This is a genomic window from Micromonospora psammae, from assembly GCF_036902725.1.
Taxonomy (GTDB): domain Bacteria; phylum Actinomycetota; class Actinomycetes; order Mycobacteriales; family Micromonosporaceae; genus Micromonospora.
Map to the genome: position 1 here is coordinate 154,211 of NZ_JBAKHM010000010.1, position 15,741 is coordinate 169,951.

The window sequence follows — 15,741 nt, forward strand, 5'->3', positions numbered from 1 at the left end:
GCGGTGCTCCCGGTCAGCCGGTGTGCCGGAAGCAGCGCATCGCCCCGGGTGCCTTGTGCCTCGCGAACTCCTCGAAGCCGAGCTCGACCGCGGCGGAGCGGGCCTTCCGGTTACCGGAGTAGACGCAGATGGTCGTCACGTCCAGCCGCTGCACGGCCGCCGCCACCTCCGGCAGCGGCACGTCCCTCGTACCGTCGGCGAACGCACCGAGCGTCAGTCGATCCTTGACGAAGTCGGAGTTGGGGTCGTACTCCACCAGGTAGCCGTCGCGCGGCATCACGACCCGGAGCCTGCTGCTGATGATGGGCGAGATCCGCATCAGGGTGGTGGGGGCGAGCAGCAGTCCGGACGGTCGATCCAGCCCCTCCATCCAGAAGACCAGCTTCTGACGCTGCTGGGGCAGTTTCCAGATCGGATACGGCCGCACCTCGACGAAGCTCCCCGTCGACCACATCGGCACGCCGAAGAACGCGAACGACCCGACGAGAACCGCCGCGATCACCCCGCTGGCGAGCCGGCGCAGCGGCGGCACCTGGACGGTGCAGAGGATGCCGATCAGCCCGGGCAGGGCCAGGATCCAGGGCACCCGCCACAGCACCGCGGAGACGCCGCTGACCGCGCCGAGCAGCTCCAGCACACCGGGGACGAACAGGACGCTCATGGTCAGCGCGGCGCTGGCCGCGAGCAGCTGCGGAGTCCGCCGCCGGATCACCATCGGCCCGCACCAGAGGGCGAGCCCACCGATGATGCCGAGCACGCCGACCAGCAGGGTACGCCGGTAGGTCCCCTCGGCATCGAAGAACTGCGTCTCGCCGCCGGCGCTGGAGACCGACCCGAGCAGCAGGCGCGCCACCACCACCGCACCGACCGGGTAGGTCAGCGCCACCGCTGCCGCGAGCAGGGCGTCCCGCCAGCGACCCACCAGCAGCATGGCCAGCGCCGCGGCGCCCACCAGGATCGGCAGGATGATCGCGGAAGTCGAGCTGAGCCCGGTCGCGACCACGGAGAGCGCGCCGATGAGGAAGAGCTTCGCCCGGGAGCGCGACTCGAACCAGTCGGTCAGGTAGACCCACATCAGGGGGACCACCGCGGAGACGAACATGCCCTTGCCCTCGTAGAGCCGGGGCAGGTGGAAGGTGCCCAGCGCGGCGTCGTCGCCGACCACCAGGTACAGGTAGGCGATGGCGACCGTGAAGGCCAGCACCGGCCGGCGCGGCGCCCAACGGTGCACCAGTCGCCACAGGGCGAGGACCGCGAGGACGGCCAGGACGGGCAGCAGGACGTACCAGGTGGCCGCGGCGCCGTGGATGCCCAGGATCCGACCGAGCGAGCCGGCGAAGACCTCGATCGACGAGATCGGCGGCTGGGTGGTCAGCCCCGGGGCGACGCCCTCGGTGAAGAGGAAGTCCCGCACCGGGACGAGGTCGCGTTCCGCGACCCACACCGACTTTCCGACGTAGAAGACGTCGTCCCTCGAGTTGCGGGCCATGAACAGCGAGGAGACGGCGACCAGCACCGAGAGGACCAGGGCGTAGACCGCCTGCCCGGCGCTCGTGCCCCGGTACGCCGCCTCCGGCCCGACCAGCCAGGCCCGCCGGGTGAGCAGCACCGCCACGGCGGAGGCGACGAGGCCGAGAACGGCCGGCACCCCCCACGGCATCGGGCCGTCGAGTCCGGCGGTGACCGCGGCGAGGACGGCCGCGGCCAGCGTGACCCACCACCACCGCCGCGCCCGGCCCCACCCCGTCGCGCCCTGCTCGGCCGTCGTCGCCTGCTCGGCCGTGGCCCCCTCCTGGACCGCGTCCCGCTCCGGTCCCGGCGCGACGCGGGCCCGCCGGAAGGCGAGCGCCAGCCGCAGGGCCCCGAGGACGACGCAGCACACCAGCCAGATCAGGAACGTCGCCGACGGCCGCAGGGCGAACAGGAACGCCGCGTGGTACAGGACCGTGTACAGCGCGAACGCCACCACCGCGGCATCCGTGAGGAGCCGCGGGAGGGACGCGACGGCCGACCGCAGGCGATGCGTCAGCCCGGCGGGGCGTTCGGGCAGCGGATCGGTGCGCTGCTCGTTCGCCACCAGCGCGGAGTTTCCGGCTTTCGACACAGGGCTACCTTGCTCTCAGGTCCGACTGGAACAGGTCGACGGAAGCGTCCGGCCACCCGCACGACGCAAGCTGTCGCCAGCGCGTCGTCGCGCCCGGCCAGCGGACGGCCGGGAGGGACCTGCCCTCCCCGGCCGCCCCCGCGCCTCAGCGCTGGTTGTCCTCGATGACGCCGGCGACCGCGCGGTGCGCGGGCAGGATCCGCTGCCGCTCCGCGTCCAGGTCGACCCGCCCGTCGACGATGTCGAGGAAGTGGTCGAGCTGGGCGGCCAGCGGCTCGCGGTTGGAGACCAGCTCCGGCACCTCCATGATGCTCTGCTGCCGGTAGCCGCGACCGTCCGGCGTGGCGGCGTCCAGCGAGACGTGCCGGTAGATCGTCACGTCCTTGCGGATCAGGTCCGCCTCGATCAGCCGGTCCACCTCGCTGATCACCAGCGTACGGACCTTGCGCTGCCCGATCCGGCTCGCGGACACGTTGGCCAGCCCGCCGTCGCCGAAGGTCAGCACCGCCTCGGCGACGTCCTCGGCGCCCGGCAGCGAATCCGGGTGGAAGTGCCCCAGGGAGCCCCGCACCGTGGCCGGCTCCTGCCCGCCGAACACCTGGATCGCCAGGTCGACGTCGTGCACCAGCAGGTCCCAGGCGACGCCCGTCTTGATCCGGGGCGCGTACGGCGAGTGCCGGGTCACGGTCAGGTGCACCGGCCTGTGCGCCAGCGCCAGCGCGGTGAGCACGGCCGGGTTGAAGCGCTCGAGCAGGCCGCAGAGCAGCGGCAGGCGCCGCTTCTCGGCGTTGGCCACGATCTCCTCGGTCTCGCTGAGGCTGCCGCAGACCGGCTTCTCGATCAGCAGCGGCTTGTCGGCGGCGAGCACCTCCTCGGCGAGCCCGTGGTGGAACTCCGTGGGCGCGGCGATGACCACCGCGTCCACGCCGGACAGGTCGCTCAGGTCCGGCGCCCAGGCGGCGCCGTACCGGTCCGCGATCTCCCGCCCCACCGTCTCCCGCGGCTCGACCACCAGCGCCAGCCGGGCGCGGGACGACTGGGAGATCACCCGGGCGTGCAGCGAGCCCATGGCGCCGGTGCCGACCAGCGCGAAGCGCATCGGGGCGGTCATGCGCCGACCGCCTTCCGGACGGCCTCGACCACGCGCTCGACGTCGCCGTCGGCGAGGTGGTGGTGCACCGGCAGCGAAACGCACTGCCGGACCACGCGGTCGGCGACGGGCGCCGGGTCGGCGACCACGCGGGGGTGCTGTCGGTAACAGTCGTAGTCGTAGACCGTCTTCGGGTAGTAGATGCCGCAGCCCACCCCCTGCTCGGTGAGGCGGGCGATCACCTCGTCCCGGGAGACCGGGGCCTCGTCGGTGACCAGCACCGTGTACTGGTGCCAGACGTGCGAGCGGCCGGGCAGCTCGGTGGGGAGCCGCAGGCCGGGCACGTCGGCCAGGCCGGCGGAGAGCCGGGCGGCGTTGTCCTTGCGCCGCTTGACGTTCTCGCCGTAGTTCGCGAGCTGCGGGATGCCGAGCGCGGCCTGGAGGTCGGTCAGCCGGTAGTTGTGCCCGGCGACCTCGTACTGGTAGCGCTGGCGCATGCCCTGGTTGCGCAGCACCCGGAGCCGGTCGGCGAGCACCGCGTCGTTGGTCGTGATCATGCCGCCCTCACCGGTGGTGAGGTTCTTGGTGGCGTAGAGGGAGAAGGTGCCGAGACCGAAGCTGCCGGCGCCGCGCCCCTCGACGGTGGCGCCCAGCGACTGGGCGGTGTCCTCCACCAGGCCCAGGCCGTGCCGCTGCACCAGCGGGACGATGGCACCCATGTCGGCCGGCTGGCCGTACAGGTGCACCGGCATGACCACCTTGGTGCGCGGGCCGATGGCGGCGGCGAGCGCGTCCGGGTCGAGGCAGAAGTCGTCCTCGCGGATGTCGGCGAACCGGGCGGTCGCGCCGGCCTCCAGGATCGCGTTCAGCGTCGCGACGAAGGTGAAGGGGCTGGTGATGACCTCGTCGCCGGGCTGCAGGTCGAGCACCTCGAGCGCCGCGACCAGGGCGGTCGTGCCGTTGTTGACCGCCACCGCGTGGTCCACCCCGACCGTGTCGGCGAACTCGCGCTCCAGCCGGGCGACCATCGGGCCCTGGGCCAGCACGCCGGAGCGGATCACCTCGACCGCGAGCTGTTCGGCCGCCTCGTCCAGCTTGACGACGGAAATGGGGATCACAGCGTCTCTCCTCGGGGGTCGGTGGCAGCGGGGCAGACGTTAACAGCGGCGGACGCGGGGGTGTGAAAAGGTCGCCGCTCGGGGTGTCCGGCGCGGGCGCGCCGGGGTACGTACGGGCGCGGGGCCTCGGCTAGTGTAGTGCCTTGCTCTGTCAAGCCCATCCCCTGCATCAGATGAAACGCGACGCGGAGGCAGGTAACCCGTGGTAGATACGGCGGCCCGCGAGGGCGTCGACAGGACCTCCGGTTCCGACCCGGCGCCCACCCCGGCCTCCGGGACCCGCCGGTGGTTGTCCCTCGGCGTCCGGGTGGTGGTCATCGTGGCCATCGTGGCCGGGATGACGTGGAGCGTGGTCGACCAGTGGCCGCAGGTTCGCTCGACGTGGGTCGGGCTGGCCTGGCAGTCCGTCGCGCTCTCCGTACTCGCCGCCCTGCTCGGCATGGCCGCCAACACGATGGCCTGGCGGGCCGCGGTGGACGACCTCGAACACCGGGTGTCGGTCACCGCCGCGCTGCGGATCTGCCTCGTCGGCCAGCTCGGCAAGTACATTCCGGGCAGTGTCTGGGCGTACGTGCTCCAGATCGAGCTGAGCAAGCGCGCCGGCCTGCCACGGGCCCGAGCCTTCCTCGCCTCGCTGGTCACCGTCGGGCTGGGGGTCACCGCCGCGCTCGGCCTGGGCCTGCTGAGCCTGCCCTCGCTGAGCGAGGCCGCCGGGGGCGACGACTCGACCTACGCGGCGTCGGTCCGGGTGGCGCTCTGGATCGTGGCGCTGCTCTTCCCGATCGCGCTCATCTGCGCCATCCCCCGGGTGCTGACCGCCCTCGTCCAGCTCGCGCTCCGGTTGCTCCGCCGACCGCCGTTGGAGCACCGGCTGACCTGGCCGGGCGTGCTGCGGGTGATCGGCTGGAGCGCGCTGGGCTACAGCCTGTTCGGAGTGCACCTGTGGTTGCTGGCGAACGCCCAGGCCGCGCCCGGCGCCGAGGGCCTGCTGCGCTGCGTCGGCTCGTTCGCCATCGCCATCACGGTCGGCATGTTCGCCTTCCTCTCCCCCTCCGGGCTGGGGGTGCGCGAGGCCGTGCTGGTCGCCGCGCTCGCCCCGTTCCTGCTCGACAGCGGCGGCGTCGGCGCGGCGATGGGCATCGCCCTGGCATCCCGCCTCATCTTCACGATCGCGGACGTCATCGCCGCCGGCCTCGCGGCCCTCTCCGGCATGCGCCAACTGCGTGGCAGCGGGCCGGAGGTGGTCCGGCTCGCCTCGGGCGAGTCCGTCCCGGGCTGAGCGGCGGAACGACACGACAGGGCCGGTCACGCGATGGCGTGACCGGCCCTGTGCGCGTACGGGGTCAGCGGGTGACGACGCTGGTGATCCGGGTGAACTCCCGCATCAGGTCGTAGCCGTCCCAGGTGGCGGCGAAGTTCAACGCGTCGCCGATCGGGACGATCCGGTCCACGCCGCGCCCGGCGATCGCCCGGGCGAAGGAGGTGAGCTCCTGCGGCGTGAAGCCGAAGTGGGTGACGGTCTGGTCCCGCCGGACCACCAACGGGGCGAGATCGGCCAGGGCGTCCACCCGCGACTGCGGGAAGGTGCCCACGCCGAGCCAGCGCCGCGGGATGTCGCCGGGGCCGCTCAGCTCCACGGTGGCGAGCTCGTTGCCGTCGAACCGGATCCCGGTCGCCACTCCCTCGATCGCCAGGCCGTAGGTGGCCACCCGCTTCTCCACGGCCATCGCCGCGTCAACCTCCGGGCGCTTGCCGTCGAGGACCGTGCGCAACCGGCCGAGCAGGTCGGCGCGGGCCGACTCGACCCCGGCCGGGTCGCCGACCCAGTAGACCGTCCGGGGTGAGGAGCAGGCGGCCTGGTCGAACCAGTAGGAGTCGTTGTAGAGGCCCAGCGCCGCGGCGTCCCGCTCCGCGGTGGAGGCGGCCAGCCAACCGGCGACGCTGATCACGGTGAACGACGAGCGGTCCGGGAAGGTCACGTCCCGGGCGTGCGGCGCCAGCGGGTGCCGGCGGATCTCGGTGACCGACCGGTCGCCGCCCCAGATGACGCGCAGGTCGGCGGCGGCGGAGAGCGCCGCGGTGACCGCGTCGTCCCGGCCGTAGGTGACCATCCGCTGGGTCTGCCGGATCGCCGGATGCGCGTCGGCCAGCGTGTCGTTCAGGGCGTCGAGCACCGCGTCCGCCGCCCCCGCGGAGCGGGACGAGATGCGTACGACGTTGGTGTTGCCGGCGAGCGCCGCGAGGGCCCACGAGTAGACGAAGATGGTGTCGACGTTGGCCGGCGGCACGTGGAACACCAGCCCGCGCGGGAAGCGCAGCTGGCCCGGCTCGTCAGCGACCCGGGCGAGCGCCTTGCTGATCTCGCCCCGCCGCAGGAAGAAGCCCAGCGAGGCGAGCTCGGGGTGCCGGCGGGCCACGGCGGGCCGCAGCAGCCGGCGGGCGAACGCCACGAGGAACTCCACCACCCGCTCGTCCCCGACCGCGAGGGGCCCGTCGGTGGGGTCGGCCCGCAGGGCGGCGACCAGGTCGTCGACGGCGATGGCGCCGCCGGCCGGGAAACGTTCGATGGCCTTGCTCATGCCGCCTCCGCGAAGGTGTCGCTGCAACCGCGCGCCTCGGCGCGCGGCAGCCGGCCGAGGATGGAGAACCGCTTGCCCGGCCAGACGCCGTCGTCGACGCCGTGCACGACGCCACGGTCCTCGGTGAGCAGCAGGTGCCCGGGGTACGACCGGGGCAGCGTGCTGATCACCTGCACCACGCCCGGGGTGCCGACCGGCACCTCCTCCCAGGTACGCGGGTCGCGGATGATGATGTCGGAGAAGTCGGGGCAGTAGAGCCCGCCGCCGTCCGGGCCCTCCAGGAAGGTCAGCCCGATCTGCTCGACCATCCCGTAAAAGTTGTGGATCCGGGTGAGCCCGGTGTCCTCCGTGAAGCGGCGGCGGAACTCGGCGTTGTCGACCGCGCGGTCGACCAGCTTCTTCCAGCCGCCGCTGTGGATGAGGATGCCGTTGCTCAGGTCGAGCCTGTTGTCCCGAGCGAGCTCGTAGAGATAGAGCCAGGTCATGAAGGTGAAGCCGAAGATGAGGAAGGGCTGCCCGCCGTGCTTGTCCAGGAAGGCGCGCACGGCCTCCAGGTCGGGCTGGTCGTGCTCGTCGAGCACGAAGGTGTGGTCCCGGCCGAAGTTCATCAGGCCGAGCACACCCGCGCCACGCGCGGAGAACGACTTCCGGTTCTTGAACAGGGCCCGGGTGTCGACCAGCAGCATTGGCAGCCGCTGTGGGCCGATCACCGTGCGCAGCGTCGCGGAGAGCATCTTCTGCTGCACCGACGCGGCGTCCTTGTCGAGGTAGATGCGGCTGACGTCGCCGGTGGTGCCGGACGAGGTCAGCACCTTGAACACCTCGTCCTCGGGGATGCTCTTGAGCACATGGTGCTTGAAGAGCCGCACCGGCAGCCACGGCAGGTCGGCGACGCGCTCGTAGCGGCGGCCGGGCAGGTGCCCCAGCGAGGCGAGCAGCCGGGCGTACTCCGGGCTGTTGGCCCGGTGGTGCTCGGTCAGCTCCACCAGCTCGGGCAGCAGGCGGGACTCCCGTTCGGCCTGGTCGAGGGTGAAGAGGGTCATACCAGCGCCTCCAGGGAGCGGTAATCGATCTTGCCGTTGGGCAACTGCGGCAACCGCTCGACGGCACGGACGTCGAAGCCGGACCGGTGCAGCTTGAGCCGCTCCGCCAGCCGGCCGGCCAGCGCCCGGCCGCCCTCGTCGTCGATCCCCTCGGCGAAGAGCACGACCTTGTCCGGACCGGAGACCGCGACGACGGGCCCCTGGTCGCGGACCATCTCCTCGATGTCGTGCAGGTTGACCCGGATGCCGAAGACCTTGCCGAAGCGCTTGAGCCGGCCGCGCAGCCAGACGAAACCGTCCTCGTCGAGCTGGCCGAGGTCACCGGTGCGCAGCACGCCGCCCTGGTCGTCGCCGCGGCTCAGGTCCGCCGCGCTCTCGGCGTAGCCCATCATCACGTTCGGGCCGCGGTAGACCAGCTCGCCGACCACGCCGGGCCGATCGGTCTCCGCGCCGTCCTCGTCGAGCACGGTGAACGACCCGCCGTCCAGCGCCGGGCCGACCGAACCGACCCGCTCCGGCAGCGCGTCGGCCGGCAGCGTGCTCATCCGGGGCGCCGCCTCGGTGCAGCCCCACATCACGTGGAACCGGCCGCCGACGGCGGCGATCTTCTCGTGGAAGGCGAGGATCATCTCGTCGCGCAGCTTGCCGCCGGCCTGGGTCAGGGTCCGCAGGGACGGGTACTTCGCCGGGCTCCACCGGATGCGGTGCAGCATCTCGTAGTTGTACGGCACCCCGGCCAGCGAGGTGGCGCCGTGCTCCTGCACCGCCTGCCAGAACTCCCGGGCCAGCACCCCGCCGTCGACCACGAGCACGGTGGCGCCGGCGGCCAGGTGGCTGTTGAGCACGGACATGCCGAAGCTGTAGTACAGCGGCAGACTGGTGGGGGCGATCTCGTCCGGGCCGATGGCCAGCGCGGCGCCAATCGCCGTCGCGTTGGCCAGCACCGCTTCACGGGAGAGCCGGACGAACTTCGGGTCCCCGGTGGAGCCGGAGGTGGCGAGCAGGACGGCCAGGTCGGGGTGGGGCCGGTCGGCCGGGGGCGTCTCGCGCACCCAGGCCGGACCCAGCACCGGGTGGTCGACGTGGCGGTAGTCCTTCGGCCGCTCGCCGAGGGCCGCGCCGACACCGCCCTCGGCGAGGCCGACCACCGCGACCGGCTCGAACCGGCGGACGAAGTCCGCCAGCACCGCCGGGTCCAGCGCCGGGTCGAGCAGCGCCACCGGGCGCCCGCCGTCGACCGCGCCGGCGAAGCGCAGCACGGCGGCGGTGGAGAGGCCGCTGCGGGCGAAGACGACTCCGGGTGGCAGCTCGGCGTACGCGGCCGCGACCTGGTCCACCCGGGCGGTCAACTCGACTCCGGCGAGGGTGCTGCCGGTGGCGGCGTCGACCAGCCGGGCCGACGGGGCGACCAGCCTCATACGACGAGCCCTCCGTCCACGCCCAGCACCTGTCCGGTGACGTAGCGGGCGGAGTCGCTGAGCAGGAACCGGATCACCTCGGCCACCTCGGCGGGCTCCCCGAGCCGACCGAGCGGTGCCGCCGCGGCCTGCGCCGCCAACACGTCGGCCGGGAGAGCGGCCGTCAGGTCGGTGCGGATGACACCCGGGGCGACCGCGTTGACCCGGATGTGCCGGCCGCCCAGTTCCCGGGCGGCCGAGCGGGCCAGCGCGGCGACGGCGGCCTTCGACGCGGCGTACACGGACTGGCCGGCGGCGCCGTGGGTGCCCACCACGCTGGCCAGCAGCACGATGGCGCCACCGCGCCGTTCGGTGCCGTCGGCGGCCTTGCGGCGACGGGCCATCGCCCGCGCGGCACCCTGGACCGCCGCGACCGCGCCGGCCACGTTGACGTCCAGGGTGCGCCGGACATCATCGGCGCGGACCATGCCGAGCAGGCCGCTCTCCATGATCCCGGCGTTGGCGACGAGCATGTCGAGCCCGCCGTGCTCGGCGGCGACCTGCTTGACCACCGCCCCGACGGCGTCGAAGTCGGCCACGTCCAGCCCCACCCCGTGGGCTCCGAACTCCTTGGCGACCTGTTCGGCGCGGGCGGCGTCCCGACCGGTGAGCACGACGGTCGCGCCGGCGTCGGCGAGCGCCCTGGCCGTGGCCAGACCGATTCCCCGGGTACCGCCGGTCACCAGCGCCACCCGGCCGGCGAACTCACTCATCGACGCCGAGACCCCGCAGCATGTCCAGCGCGACCTTGAAGCTGCTCATGTCGATGACCTGCTCGGTCTCCAACTGCACGTCGAACTCGTCCTCGATCGCGGCAACCAGCGTCATGTGCCCGAGCGAGTCCCACTGCTCGATGTCGCGGTACTTGAGGTTCTCGACGTCGGTGCCGTCGGGCAGTTCGAGGGCGTCGACGAAGACCGCACGAAGCCGGTCGTTGAGAGGCATGATGGTGATTCTCCGTTTTTCGTTGTCACTTGGAGTCGTCGTCGGTGCGGCGACCGGGCGGCGAGCCCCACTGCGGGGTCTCCCCACGCGCCTGCGCCTCGGCCCGCCGGGCGGCGTTCTGGGCCCGCACCCGTTCGGCCTCGGCCTTGATGTGGTCCTGGTCGTAACGCTGGAAGACCCGCGCCGGATTGCCGGACACCAGACTGTACGGCGGAACATCCTTGGTGACCACCGAGAGTGGGCTGACGGTGGCGAAGTCGCCGATGGTGACGCCCATCATGATCACGCTGTTGCCGCCGATGAAGCAGCCCTTCCCGATCCGCACCGGTTTGCGCTCGATCAGGTCGCTGCCGGAGTGGTTCTCCAGCATCATGTTCGCGAGCCAGCTCGAGTGGGTGAAGACCAGGCAGTTCAGTCCGATGCTGGTGTGCTCGCCGATCTCCAGACCGCCGCTGGCGTCCAGCACGGTGTTCTCGCCGATCCAGCAGTGCTCGCCGAGGACCAGGTTCTCCGGGCTGATGATCTTCGTGCGCTCGCGGATCCGGGTGCTCTCGGGCAACCCGAGGTGGCGGGCGCGCTCGACGTCGTTGAGGAAGCCGCCCAGGAAGTCGTTGAGGATTCCCGTGCGCAGCCGGTTGCTGCGCTCGTCGTCGGAGAACATGCTCACCGGCGCGAACCCGTCATCCGCTCGAACGCCGCAAGATGCTGGCGGGTCACCACGTCCAGGGTGAAGTGCGAGTAGACCAGGTCGCGCTGCTGCTTGGCGATCCACTCCCGCTCCTGCGGATCGTCGAGCAGGCGGATGATCGCGGCGGCCAGGTCCGTCGGGTCGTTGGGACGGGCCAGTACGAAGTTCTCCCAGTTGTGCAGCCGCACCGCCGGGAAGTTGGTCTCGGTGACCGTGCCGATGGTGGCCCGGCCGGCGGCCATCGCCTCCAGGCTGGCCGTGCCGAAGCCGCCGCCCTGCAGGTCGTGGGCCACCACGTCCGCGGCGGCGAAGTACGAGGGCACCTCGGCCGGCGGCACCGCGCCGGTGGTGATGATGGCGTCGGCGACGCCCAACTCGGCAGCCCGCTTGGCGAAGGCGTCGTAGTAGACCCGACCGATGATCATCACCTTGGTGTCCGGGTGCTTCCCCAACACCGTGGGCAGCGCCTCCACCAGGGCCATCCGGTCCCGCAGCGGGATGACGTGCCCCAGCGAGACGATCAGCGGCTGGTCGCCGACGCCGTGCCGCTCCCGCACGTCGACAGTGGCCGGCTGGTCGAACCGGGTCGGCTCGACCGCGACCGGGATGTACTCGAAGTCGTTCTCGGTGGCGCCGTAGCGCTGCTCGCAGTACGTGGCGGCCAACTCGTCCATGATCACGTAGCGCGGTCGGAACCGACGGATGATCGGCTTGACCAGGAACCGGTCCAGCGTGCGGAAGAGCGCGGCGTACTTCGGGTCCGGGCTCTCCAGCCGGGTGTGGATGGACAGCAGCACCGGAATCCGTCGGCGCCGCGCGTACCAGCCGGAGAGCCAGCTGAGGTCGAAGAACTGGCCGTGCTGGTGGATCACGTCCGGGGCGAACTGGTCGAGCAGGCGCGACACGCGGCGCAGGTTGCCCGGCCGGGCGATCGCGAAGGCCATGTCGAAGTCGATCGCGAGCCCGAGCTGCGGCATCGGCATGGCCGGCAGGCGCACGACGCGGTAACCGTCCCGCTCCTCCTCAGCCGGCGCGCCCTTGTACTCGGCGGTGAGCACGAGGACCTCGTGGCCGGCGGCCGCGTACCGGGCGGCGAGGGCGGCGGCAAGGTGCGAACTCCCGCCGGGTCGCGGCGGGAAGAAGTTGTTCACGACGGCGATCCGCACGGCTTGACTCCTGTCCGGGGGGACGGTCGGGACGGTGGGGATGGTGGAACGGGGTCGCGGACCGCCGGGACAAGAACCTACGTGTCCCGGACGGCCCGCGGGTAAACGCCGTACGACTAGACGATTTCCGTCTTGATCAGGTCGGTCATGCCATCCTCGACGGCGATGGTCGGCTCCCAGCCGAGCACCTCACGGGCCCGGGTGATGTCGGCGGCCCGGCGGCTGACCAGCACCTCGCGCGGGCTGAACTGCGGCTCCACGTCGACGCCGACGGCCTTGATCAGGATCTCGGCGAGGGTGGCGACCGAGGTGTCGATGCCCGTCCCGATGTTGACCGGCACGTTGCCCTGCTCGGACTCGAGCGCCGCGACGACCGACCGGGCGATGTCGTGGACGTGGATGAAGTCCATCGACTGCTCGCCCTTGCCGTCGATGACCGGCGGCTGACCGGTCTTCAGGCGCTTGACGAAGTGGTTGATCACCGAGGTGTAGTACGCGGTCGGCTTCTGGCCCGGGCCGTACACGTTGAAGAACCGCAGCGCGACCCAGTTCAGGCCCTTGCTGCGCTGGTAGAAGCCGAGCAGGTCCTCGCCGGCCCGCTTCGAGATGCAGTACGGGGTGAGCGGGTCCAGCCGGTCGTCCTCGTGCATCGGCAGCTTCTTGGGGTCACCGTAGACCGAGGCCGACGAGGCGAAGACCAGCCGCTTGACGCCGTGGTCGGCGGCCGCGGCGAAGACGTTGTGGTTGCCGACCATGTTGATGTCGAGCGACTCGTACGGGTCGGCCTGGCTCTTGTTGATCGAGACCGCGGCGAGGTGGATCGCGTAGTCGCAGCCCTTCATGGCGGCGTGCACGGCTCCGCCGTAGCGGACGTCCTGCTCGATCAGCTCGACGTCGCCGGTGGCCACCAGTTCGGCGACGCGGTCCCGGTCACCGCGGGTCATGTTGTCGAAGATGCGGACCTGGTAGCCCTTCTCCAACAGCAACGGCACCACGTGCAGGCCGATGAAGCCCGCGCCTCCAGTGATGAAGACGGTTTGCTTCGACATGGTGGAACTGTCCTTCCTGGGGGTTTCAGCGACGGCTGGCCGTGGTGCCGACGACGTCGATCAACGTGGCGGCGACGGTTTCGACCTGGGCCTCGGTGAGGTTGGCGTGCATGGGGATCGCCAGGTGCCGGGCGAAGAGGTCCGCGGAAACCGGGCACCGCGTGGTCTGGCCGTAGAGCGGCTGGACGTGCGACGCGTACGTGCCGAAGGTGCACTGGATCCCGCGCTGGCGCAGTTCCATGGCGACCGCCCCGCGGTCGACCCGCGGGTCCAGGGTGACCACGTAGGACTGCCAGGGATGCTCACGGTCCGGCGCCTCGTACGGAGTCGTGATCAGCTCGTGGTCCTTGAGCAGCTCGCCGTAGCGGGCCGCGGTGGCGCGCTTCGCGGCGAGCAGGTCCGGCAGCCGGTCGAGCTGGGCGATCATGATCGCCGCGGAGATGTCGGAGAGCCGGTAGTTGTAGCCCAGCTCGGTGAAGGTGGGGATCGGCAGGTGCGACAGCTCGGCCCGGGTGAGCGCCCCCTCGACGCCGTAGGTGTGCAGCTTGCGCGCATGCGCGGCGAGGTCGTCCCGGTCGGTGACGTAGGCCCCGCCCTCACCGGCGGTGATGCCCTTGCGGCCGTGGAAGCTGAAGGTGGCCACGTCGGCCAGGCTGCCGGCCGGGCGGCCCTTGTAGGTGGCACCGGCCGAGCAGGCCGCGTCCTCCACCAGGAACAGCCCGTGCTTGTCGGCGATGGCACGCAGCTCGTCGTAGTCCGCCGGCTGGCCGAACGCGTCGACCGCGATGATGCCGACGGTACGAGGCGTGATGGCCGCCTCGACGGCAGCCGGGTCGACCGTCCAGGTGTCCGGACGCACGTCGGCGAAGACCGGCTTGGCGCCCGTCCACATCACCGAGTGGCCGGTGGCGGGGAAGGTGTAGTCACCCACGATGACCTCGTCGCCCGGCTTGACCCCGAGGGTGAGCAGCGCCAGGTGCAGTGCCGAGCCGCAGTTGCTCGTGGCGAGCGCGTGCCGGGTGCCGGCGGTGGCGGCGAACCGCTCCTCGAAACGGCGGCTGGTGGGGCCGGAACCGGCGAGCCAGCCCGAGGCGAAGACCTCGGCGATGGCGGCGAGTTCGGCCTCGCCGACCGTGGGCTGACCGAGCGCGATGACCTCAGACATGTGACTCCCAGAGAGGATGGACCGGAGAAGTGTAGGCCACCGGGCCCCCTCGGGCGCGAGTTGGGCACGCCGGAAGCTTCGTTACCATCGGTCGCGGTGCCGGGCAGGGGAGATGAAATGACAAGGTTCGTGGTCGTGGGTGGCGGCATCGTCGGTCTGGCGGTGGCGCACCGGCTGATGACCGAACGTCCCGGCGACTCCGTCACGGTGCTGGAGAAGGAGCCCGGCTGGGCCGCGCACCAGACCGGGCACAACTCGGGTGTCATCCACGCCGGCGTCTACTACAAGCCGGGTAGCCTCAAGGCCACTCTCTGCAAGGCCGGCAGCGCCTCGATGGTCGAGTTCTGCGCCGAGCACGGGCTGTCGTACGACATCTGCGGCAAGCTCATCGTCGCCACCGACGAGGCCGAGCTGCCCCGGCTGCACGCCCTGCACGAGCGGGCCGCGGCCAACGGCCTGCCGGTGCGGCTGATCGGTGCGGCCGAGGCCGCCGAGCACGAGCCGCACGTGGCGGCCGTCGCCGCGCTGCACGTCGCCTCCACCGGCATCGTCGACTTCGGCGCGGTCTGCCGCAAGCTCGCCGAACTGCTCGCCGCGGGCGGGGCGGACCTGCGCACCGGCACGGAGGTGACCGCGGTCGCCAACCGACCCGAGGGGGTGGTGGTCGGCACCACCGCCGGCGAGGTGGTCGGCGACATCCTGATCAACTGCGCCGGCCTGCATGCCGACCGGATCTCCCGGCTGGCCGGGGTGCCCACCCCGGTGCGGATCGTGCCGTTCCGGGGCGAGTACTACGAGCTCGTCCCCCAGCGACGCGACCTGGTCCGCGGGCTGATCTATCCGGTGCCGGACCCGCAGTTCCCGTTCCTCGGGGTGCACCTGACCAAGATGATCGACGGCAGCGTGCACGCCGGGCCGAACGCGGTGCTGGCGACCGCCCGGGAGGGCTACTCGTGGGGCCGGGTCAGTCCGCGCGACATCTGGGACGAGCTGTCCTACCGGGGCCTGTGGGCGCTGGGCCGCCGGCACTACCGGTACGGCCTGACCGAGGTGGCCCGGTCGCTGTCGAAGAAGAAGTTCGCCGCGAGCCTGGCCCGGCTGGTGCCGGAGCTGACCCCGGCCGACATCGTCCGGGCCGGCGCCGGGGTGCGCGCCCAGGCGATCCTGCCCGACGGCGGCCTGGTCGACGACTTCCTGATCGTCGAGGCGGACCGGCAGGTGCACGTGCTCAACGCGCCCTCCCCCGCCGCGACCAGCTCGCTGGAGATCGCCCGGCACATCGTCTCGCGGCTTCCGCTGGACGCCGTCCGCTGACCACCGGCCCCGCCGGCGACCGG

The 15,741-nt window shown here is 71.9% G+C and carries 14 protein-coding genes; 2 read left to right on the forward strand and 12 right to left on the reverse strand.

Annotated elements, in window-relative coordinates; all coding sequences use genetic code 11:
- Positions 1–13: 13 nt before the first annotated feature.
- The 3 genes from V6U79_RS14900 to V6U79_RS14910 all read right to left on the reverse strand — a co-directional run bounded on the left by V6U79_RS14900 (position 14) and on the right by V6U79_RS14910 (position 4,312).
- The gene (locus tag V6U79_RS14900; RefSeq protein WP_334526224.1) at positions 14–2,104 is read right to left on the reverse strand and encodes a DUF6077 domain-containing protein; all 2,091 of its coding nucleotides are present in this window, start codon (positions 2,102–2,104) and stop codon (positions 14–16) included.
- 145 nt (positions 2,105–2,249) lie between these two features.
- Complete coding sequence (locus V6U79_RS14905) at positions 2,250–3,215, reverse strand: Gfo/Idh/MocA family protein (RefSeq protein WP_334526221.1); 966 nt, start codon at positions 3,213–3,215, stop codon at positions 2,250–2,252.
- Positions 3,212–4,312 (reverse strand): DegT/DnrJ/EryC1/StrS family aminotransferase, encoded by a 1,101-nt coding sequence (locus V6U79_RS14910; RefSeq protein ID WP_334526218.1) that lies wholly within the window; start codon positions 4,310–4,312, stop codon positions 3,212–3,214. The genes V6U79_RS14905 and V6U79_RS14910 overlap by 4 nt, the downstream gene beginning before the upstream one ends.
- Before the next feature lie 202 nt (positions 4,313–4,514).
- Here V6U79_RS14910 and V6U79_RS14915 point away from each other — a divergent pair, with 202 nt between their 5' ends.
- The gene (locus tag V6U79_RS14915) at positions 4,515–5,591 is read left to right on the forward strand and encodes a lysylphosphatidylglycerol synthase transmembrane domain-containing protein (protein ID WP_334526215.1); all 1,077 of its coding nucleotides are present in this window, start codon (positions 4,515–4,517) and stop codon (positions 5,589–5,591) included.
- A gap of 64 nt (positions 5,592–5,655) precedes the next feature.
- On the opposite strand, the gene V6U79_RS14920 is transcribed toward V6U79_RS14915, so the two are convergent.
- From V6U79_RS14920 to V6U79_RS14960, 9 genes are all read right to left on the reverse strand, one after another.
- Positions 5,656–6,891, reverse strand: a complete 1,236-nt coding sequence (locus V6U79_RS14920) for an acyl-CoA reductase (RefSeq protein WP_334614974.1) — start codon at positions 6,889–6,891, stop codon at positions 5,656–5,658.
- Positions 6,888–7,934, reverse strand: a complete 1,047-nt coding sequence (locus V6U79_RS14925) for a LuxE/PaaK family acyltransferase (RefSeq protein WP_334526209.1) — start codon at positions 7,932–7,934, stop codon at positions 6,888–6,890. The genes V6U79_RS14920 and V6U79_RS14925 overlap by 4 nt, the downstream gene beginning before the upstream one ends.
- Positions 7,931–9,352 (reverse strand): AMP-binding protein, encoded by a 1,422-nt coding sequence (locus V6U79_RS14930; protein ID WP_334614975.1) that lies wholly within the window; start codon positions 9,350–9,352, stop codon positions 7,931–7,933. Before V6U79_RS14930 ends, V6U79_RS14925 begins: the two co-directional genes overlap by 4 nt.
- On the reverse strand, positions 9,349–10,104 hold the full coding sequence (locus V6U79_RS14935) for an SDR family NAD(P)-dependent oxidoreductase (protein ID WP_334526203.1): 756 nt from the start codon (positions 10,102–10,104) through the stop codon (positions 9,349–9,351). Before V6U79_RS14935 ends, V6U79_RS14930 begins: the two co-directional genes overlap by 4 nt.
- On the reverse strand, positions 10,097–10,336 hold the full coding sequence (locus tag V6U79_RS14940) for an acyl carrier protein (protein ID WP_334526200.1): 240 nt from the start codon (positions 10,334–10,336) through the stop codon (positions 10,097–10,099). Before V6U79_RS14940 ends, V6U79_RS14935 begins: the two co-directional genes overlap by 8 nt.
- Positions 10,337–10,361: 25 nt before the next feature.
- A complete protein-coding gene (locus tag V6U79_RS14945; RefSeq protein WP_334526239.1) occupies positions 10,362–10,997 on the reverse strand; it encodes an acyltransferase in 636 nt (211 codons plus the stop codon).
- 2 nt (positions 10,998–10,999) lie between these two features.
- Positions 11,000–12,190, reverse strand: coding sequence for a glycosyltransferase family 4 protein (locus V6U79_RS14950; RefSeq protein ID WP_334614976.1), 1,191 nt, complete (start codon positions 12,188–12,190; stop codon positions 11,000–11,002).
- A gap of 116 nt (positions 12,191–12,306) precedes the next feature.
- Positions 12,307–13,239: an NAD-dependent epimerase/dehydratase family protein gene (locus tag V6U79_RS14955; RefSeq protein ID WP_334526194.1), complete on the reverse strand. Its 933-nt coding sequence runs from the start codon at positions 13,237–13,239 to the stop codon at positions 12,307–12,309.
- 25 nt (positions 13,240–13,264) lie between these two features.
- Positions 13,265–14,404, reverse strand: coding sequence for a DegT/DnrJ/EryC1/StrS family aminotransferase (locus V6U79_RS14960; protein WP_334614977.1), 1,140 nt, complete (start codon positions 14,402–14,404; stop codon positions 13,265–13,267).
- 117 nt (positions 14,405–14,521) lie between these two features.
- On the opposite strand from V6U79_RS14960, the gene lhgD reads away from it, so the two are divergent.
- Positions 14,522–15,718, forward strand: a complete 1,197-nt coding sequence (lhgD, locus tag V6U79_RS14965) for an L-2-hydroxyglutarate dehydrogenase (RefSeq protein ID WP_334614978.1) — start codon at positions 14,522–14,524, stop codon at positions 15,716–15,718.
- The last annotated feature ends 23 nt before the right edge of the window (positions 15,719–15,741 follow it).

Coding starts and splice junctions, on each gene's coding strand:
- V6U79_RS14905 (WP_334526221.1), bottom strand. CDS start 3,215: ATGACCGCCCCGATGCGCTTCGCGCTGGTCGGCACCGGCGCCATGGGC.
- V6U79_RS14920 (WP_334614974.1), bottom strand. CDS start 6,891: ATGAGCAAGGCCATCGAACGTTTCCCGGCCGGCGGCGCCATCGCCGTC.
- V6U79_RS14925 (WP_334526209.1), bottom strand. CDS start 7,934: ATGACCCTCTTCACCCTCGACCAGGCCGAACGGGAGTCCCGCCTGCTG.
- V6U79_RS14930 (WP_334614975.1), bottom strand. CDS start 9,352: ATGAGGCTGGTCGCCCCGTCGGCCCGGCTGGTCGACGCCGCCACCGGC.
- V6U79_RS14935 (WP_334526203.1), bottom strand. CDS start 10,104: ATGAGTGAGTTCGCCGGCCGGGTGGCGCTGGTGACCGGCGGTACCCGG.
- V6U79_RS14940 (WP_334526200.1), bottom strand. CDS start 10,336: ATGCCTCTCAACGACCGGCTTCGTGCGGTCTTCGTCGACGCCCTCGAA.
- V6U79_RS14945 (WP_334526239.1), bottom strand. CDS start 10,997: ATGTTCTCCGACGACGAGCGCAGCAACCGGCTGCGCACGGGAATCCTC.
- V6U79_RS14955 (WP_334526194.1), bottom strand. CDS start 13,239: ATGTCGAAGCAAACCGTCTTCATCACTGGAGGCGCGGGCTTCATCGGC.
- V6U79_RS14960 (WP_334614977.1), bottom strand. CDS start 14,404: ATGTCTGAGGTCATCGCGCTCGGTCAGCCCACGGTCGGCGAGGCCGAA.
- lhgD (WP_334614978.1), top strand. CDS start 14,522: ATGACAAGGTTCGTGGTCGTGGGTGGCGGCATCGTCGGTCTGGCGGTG.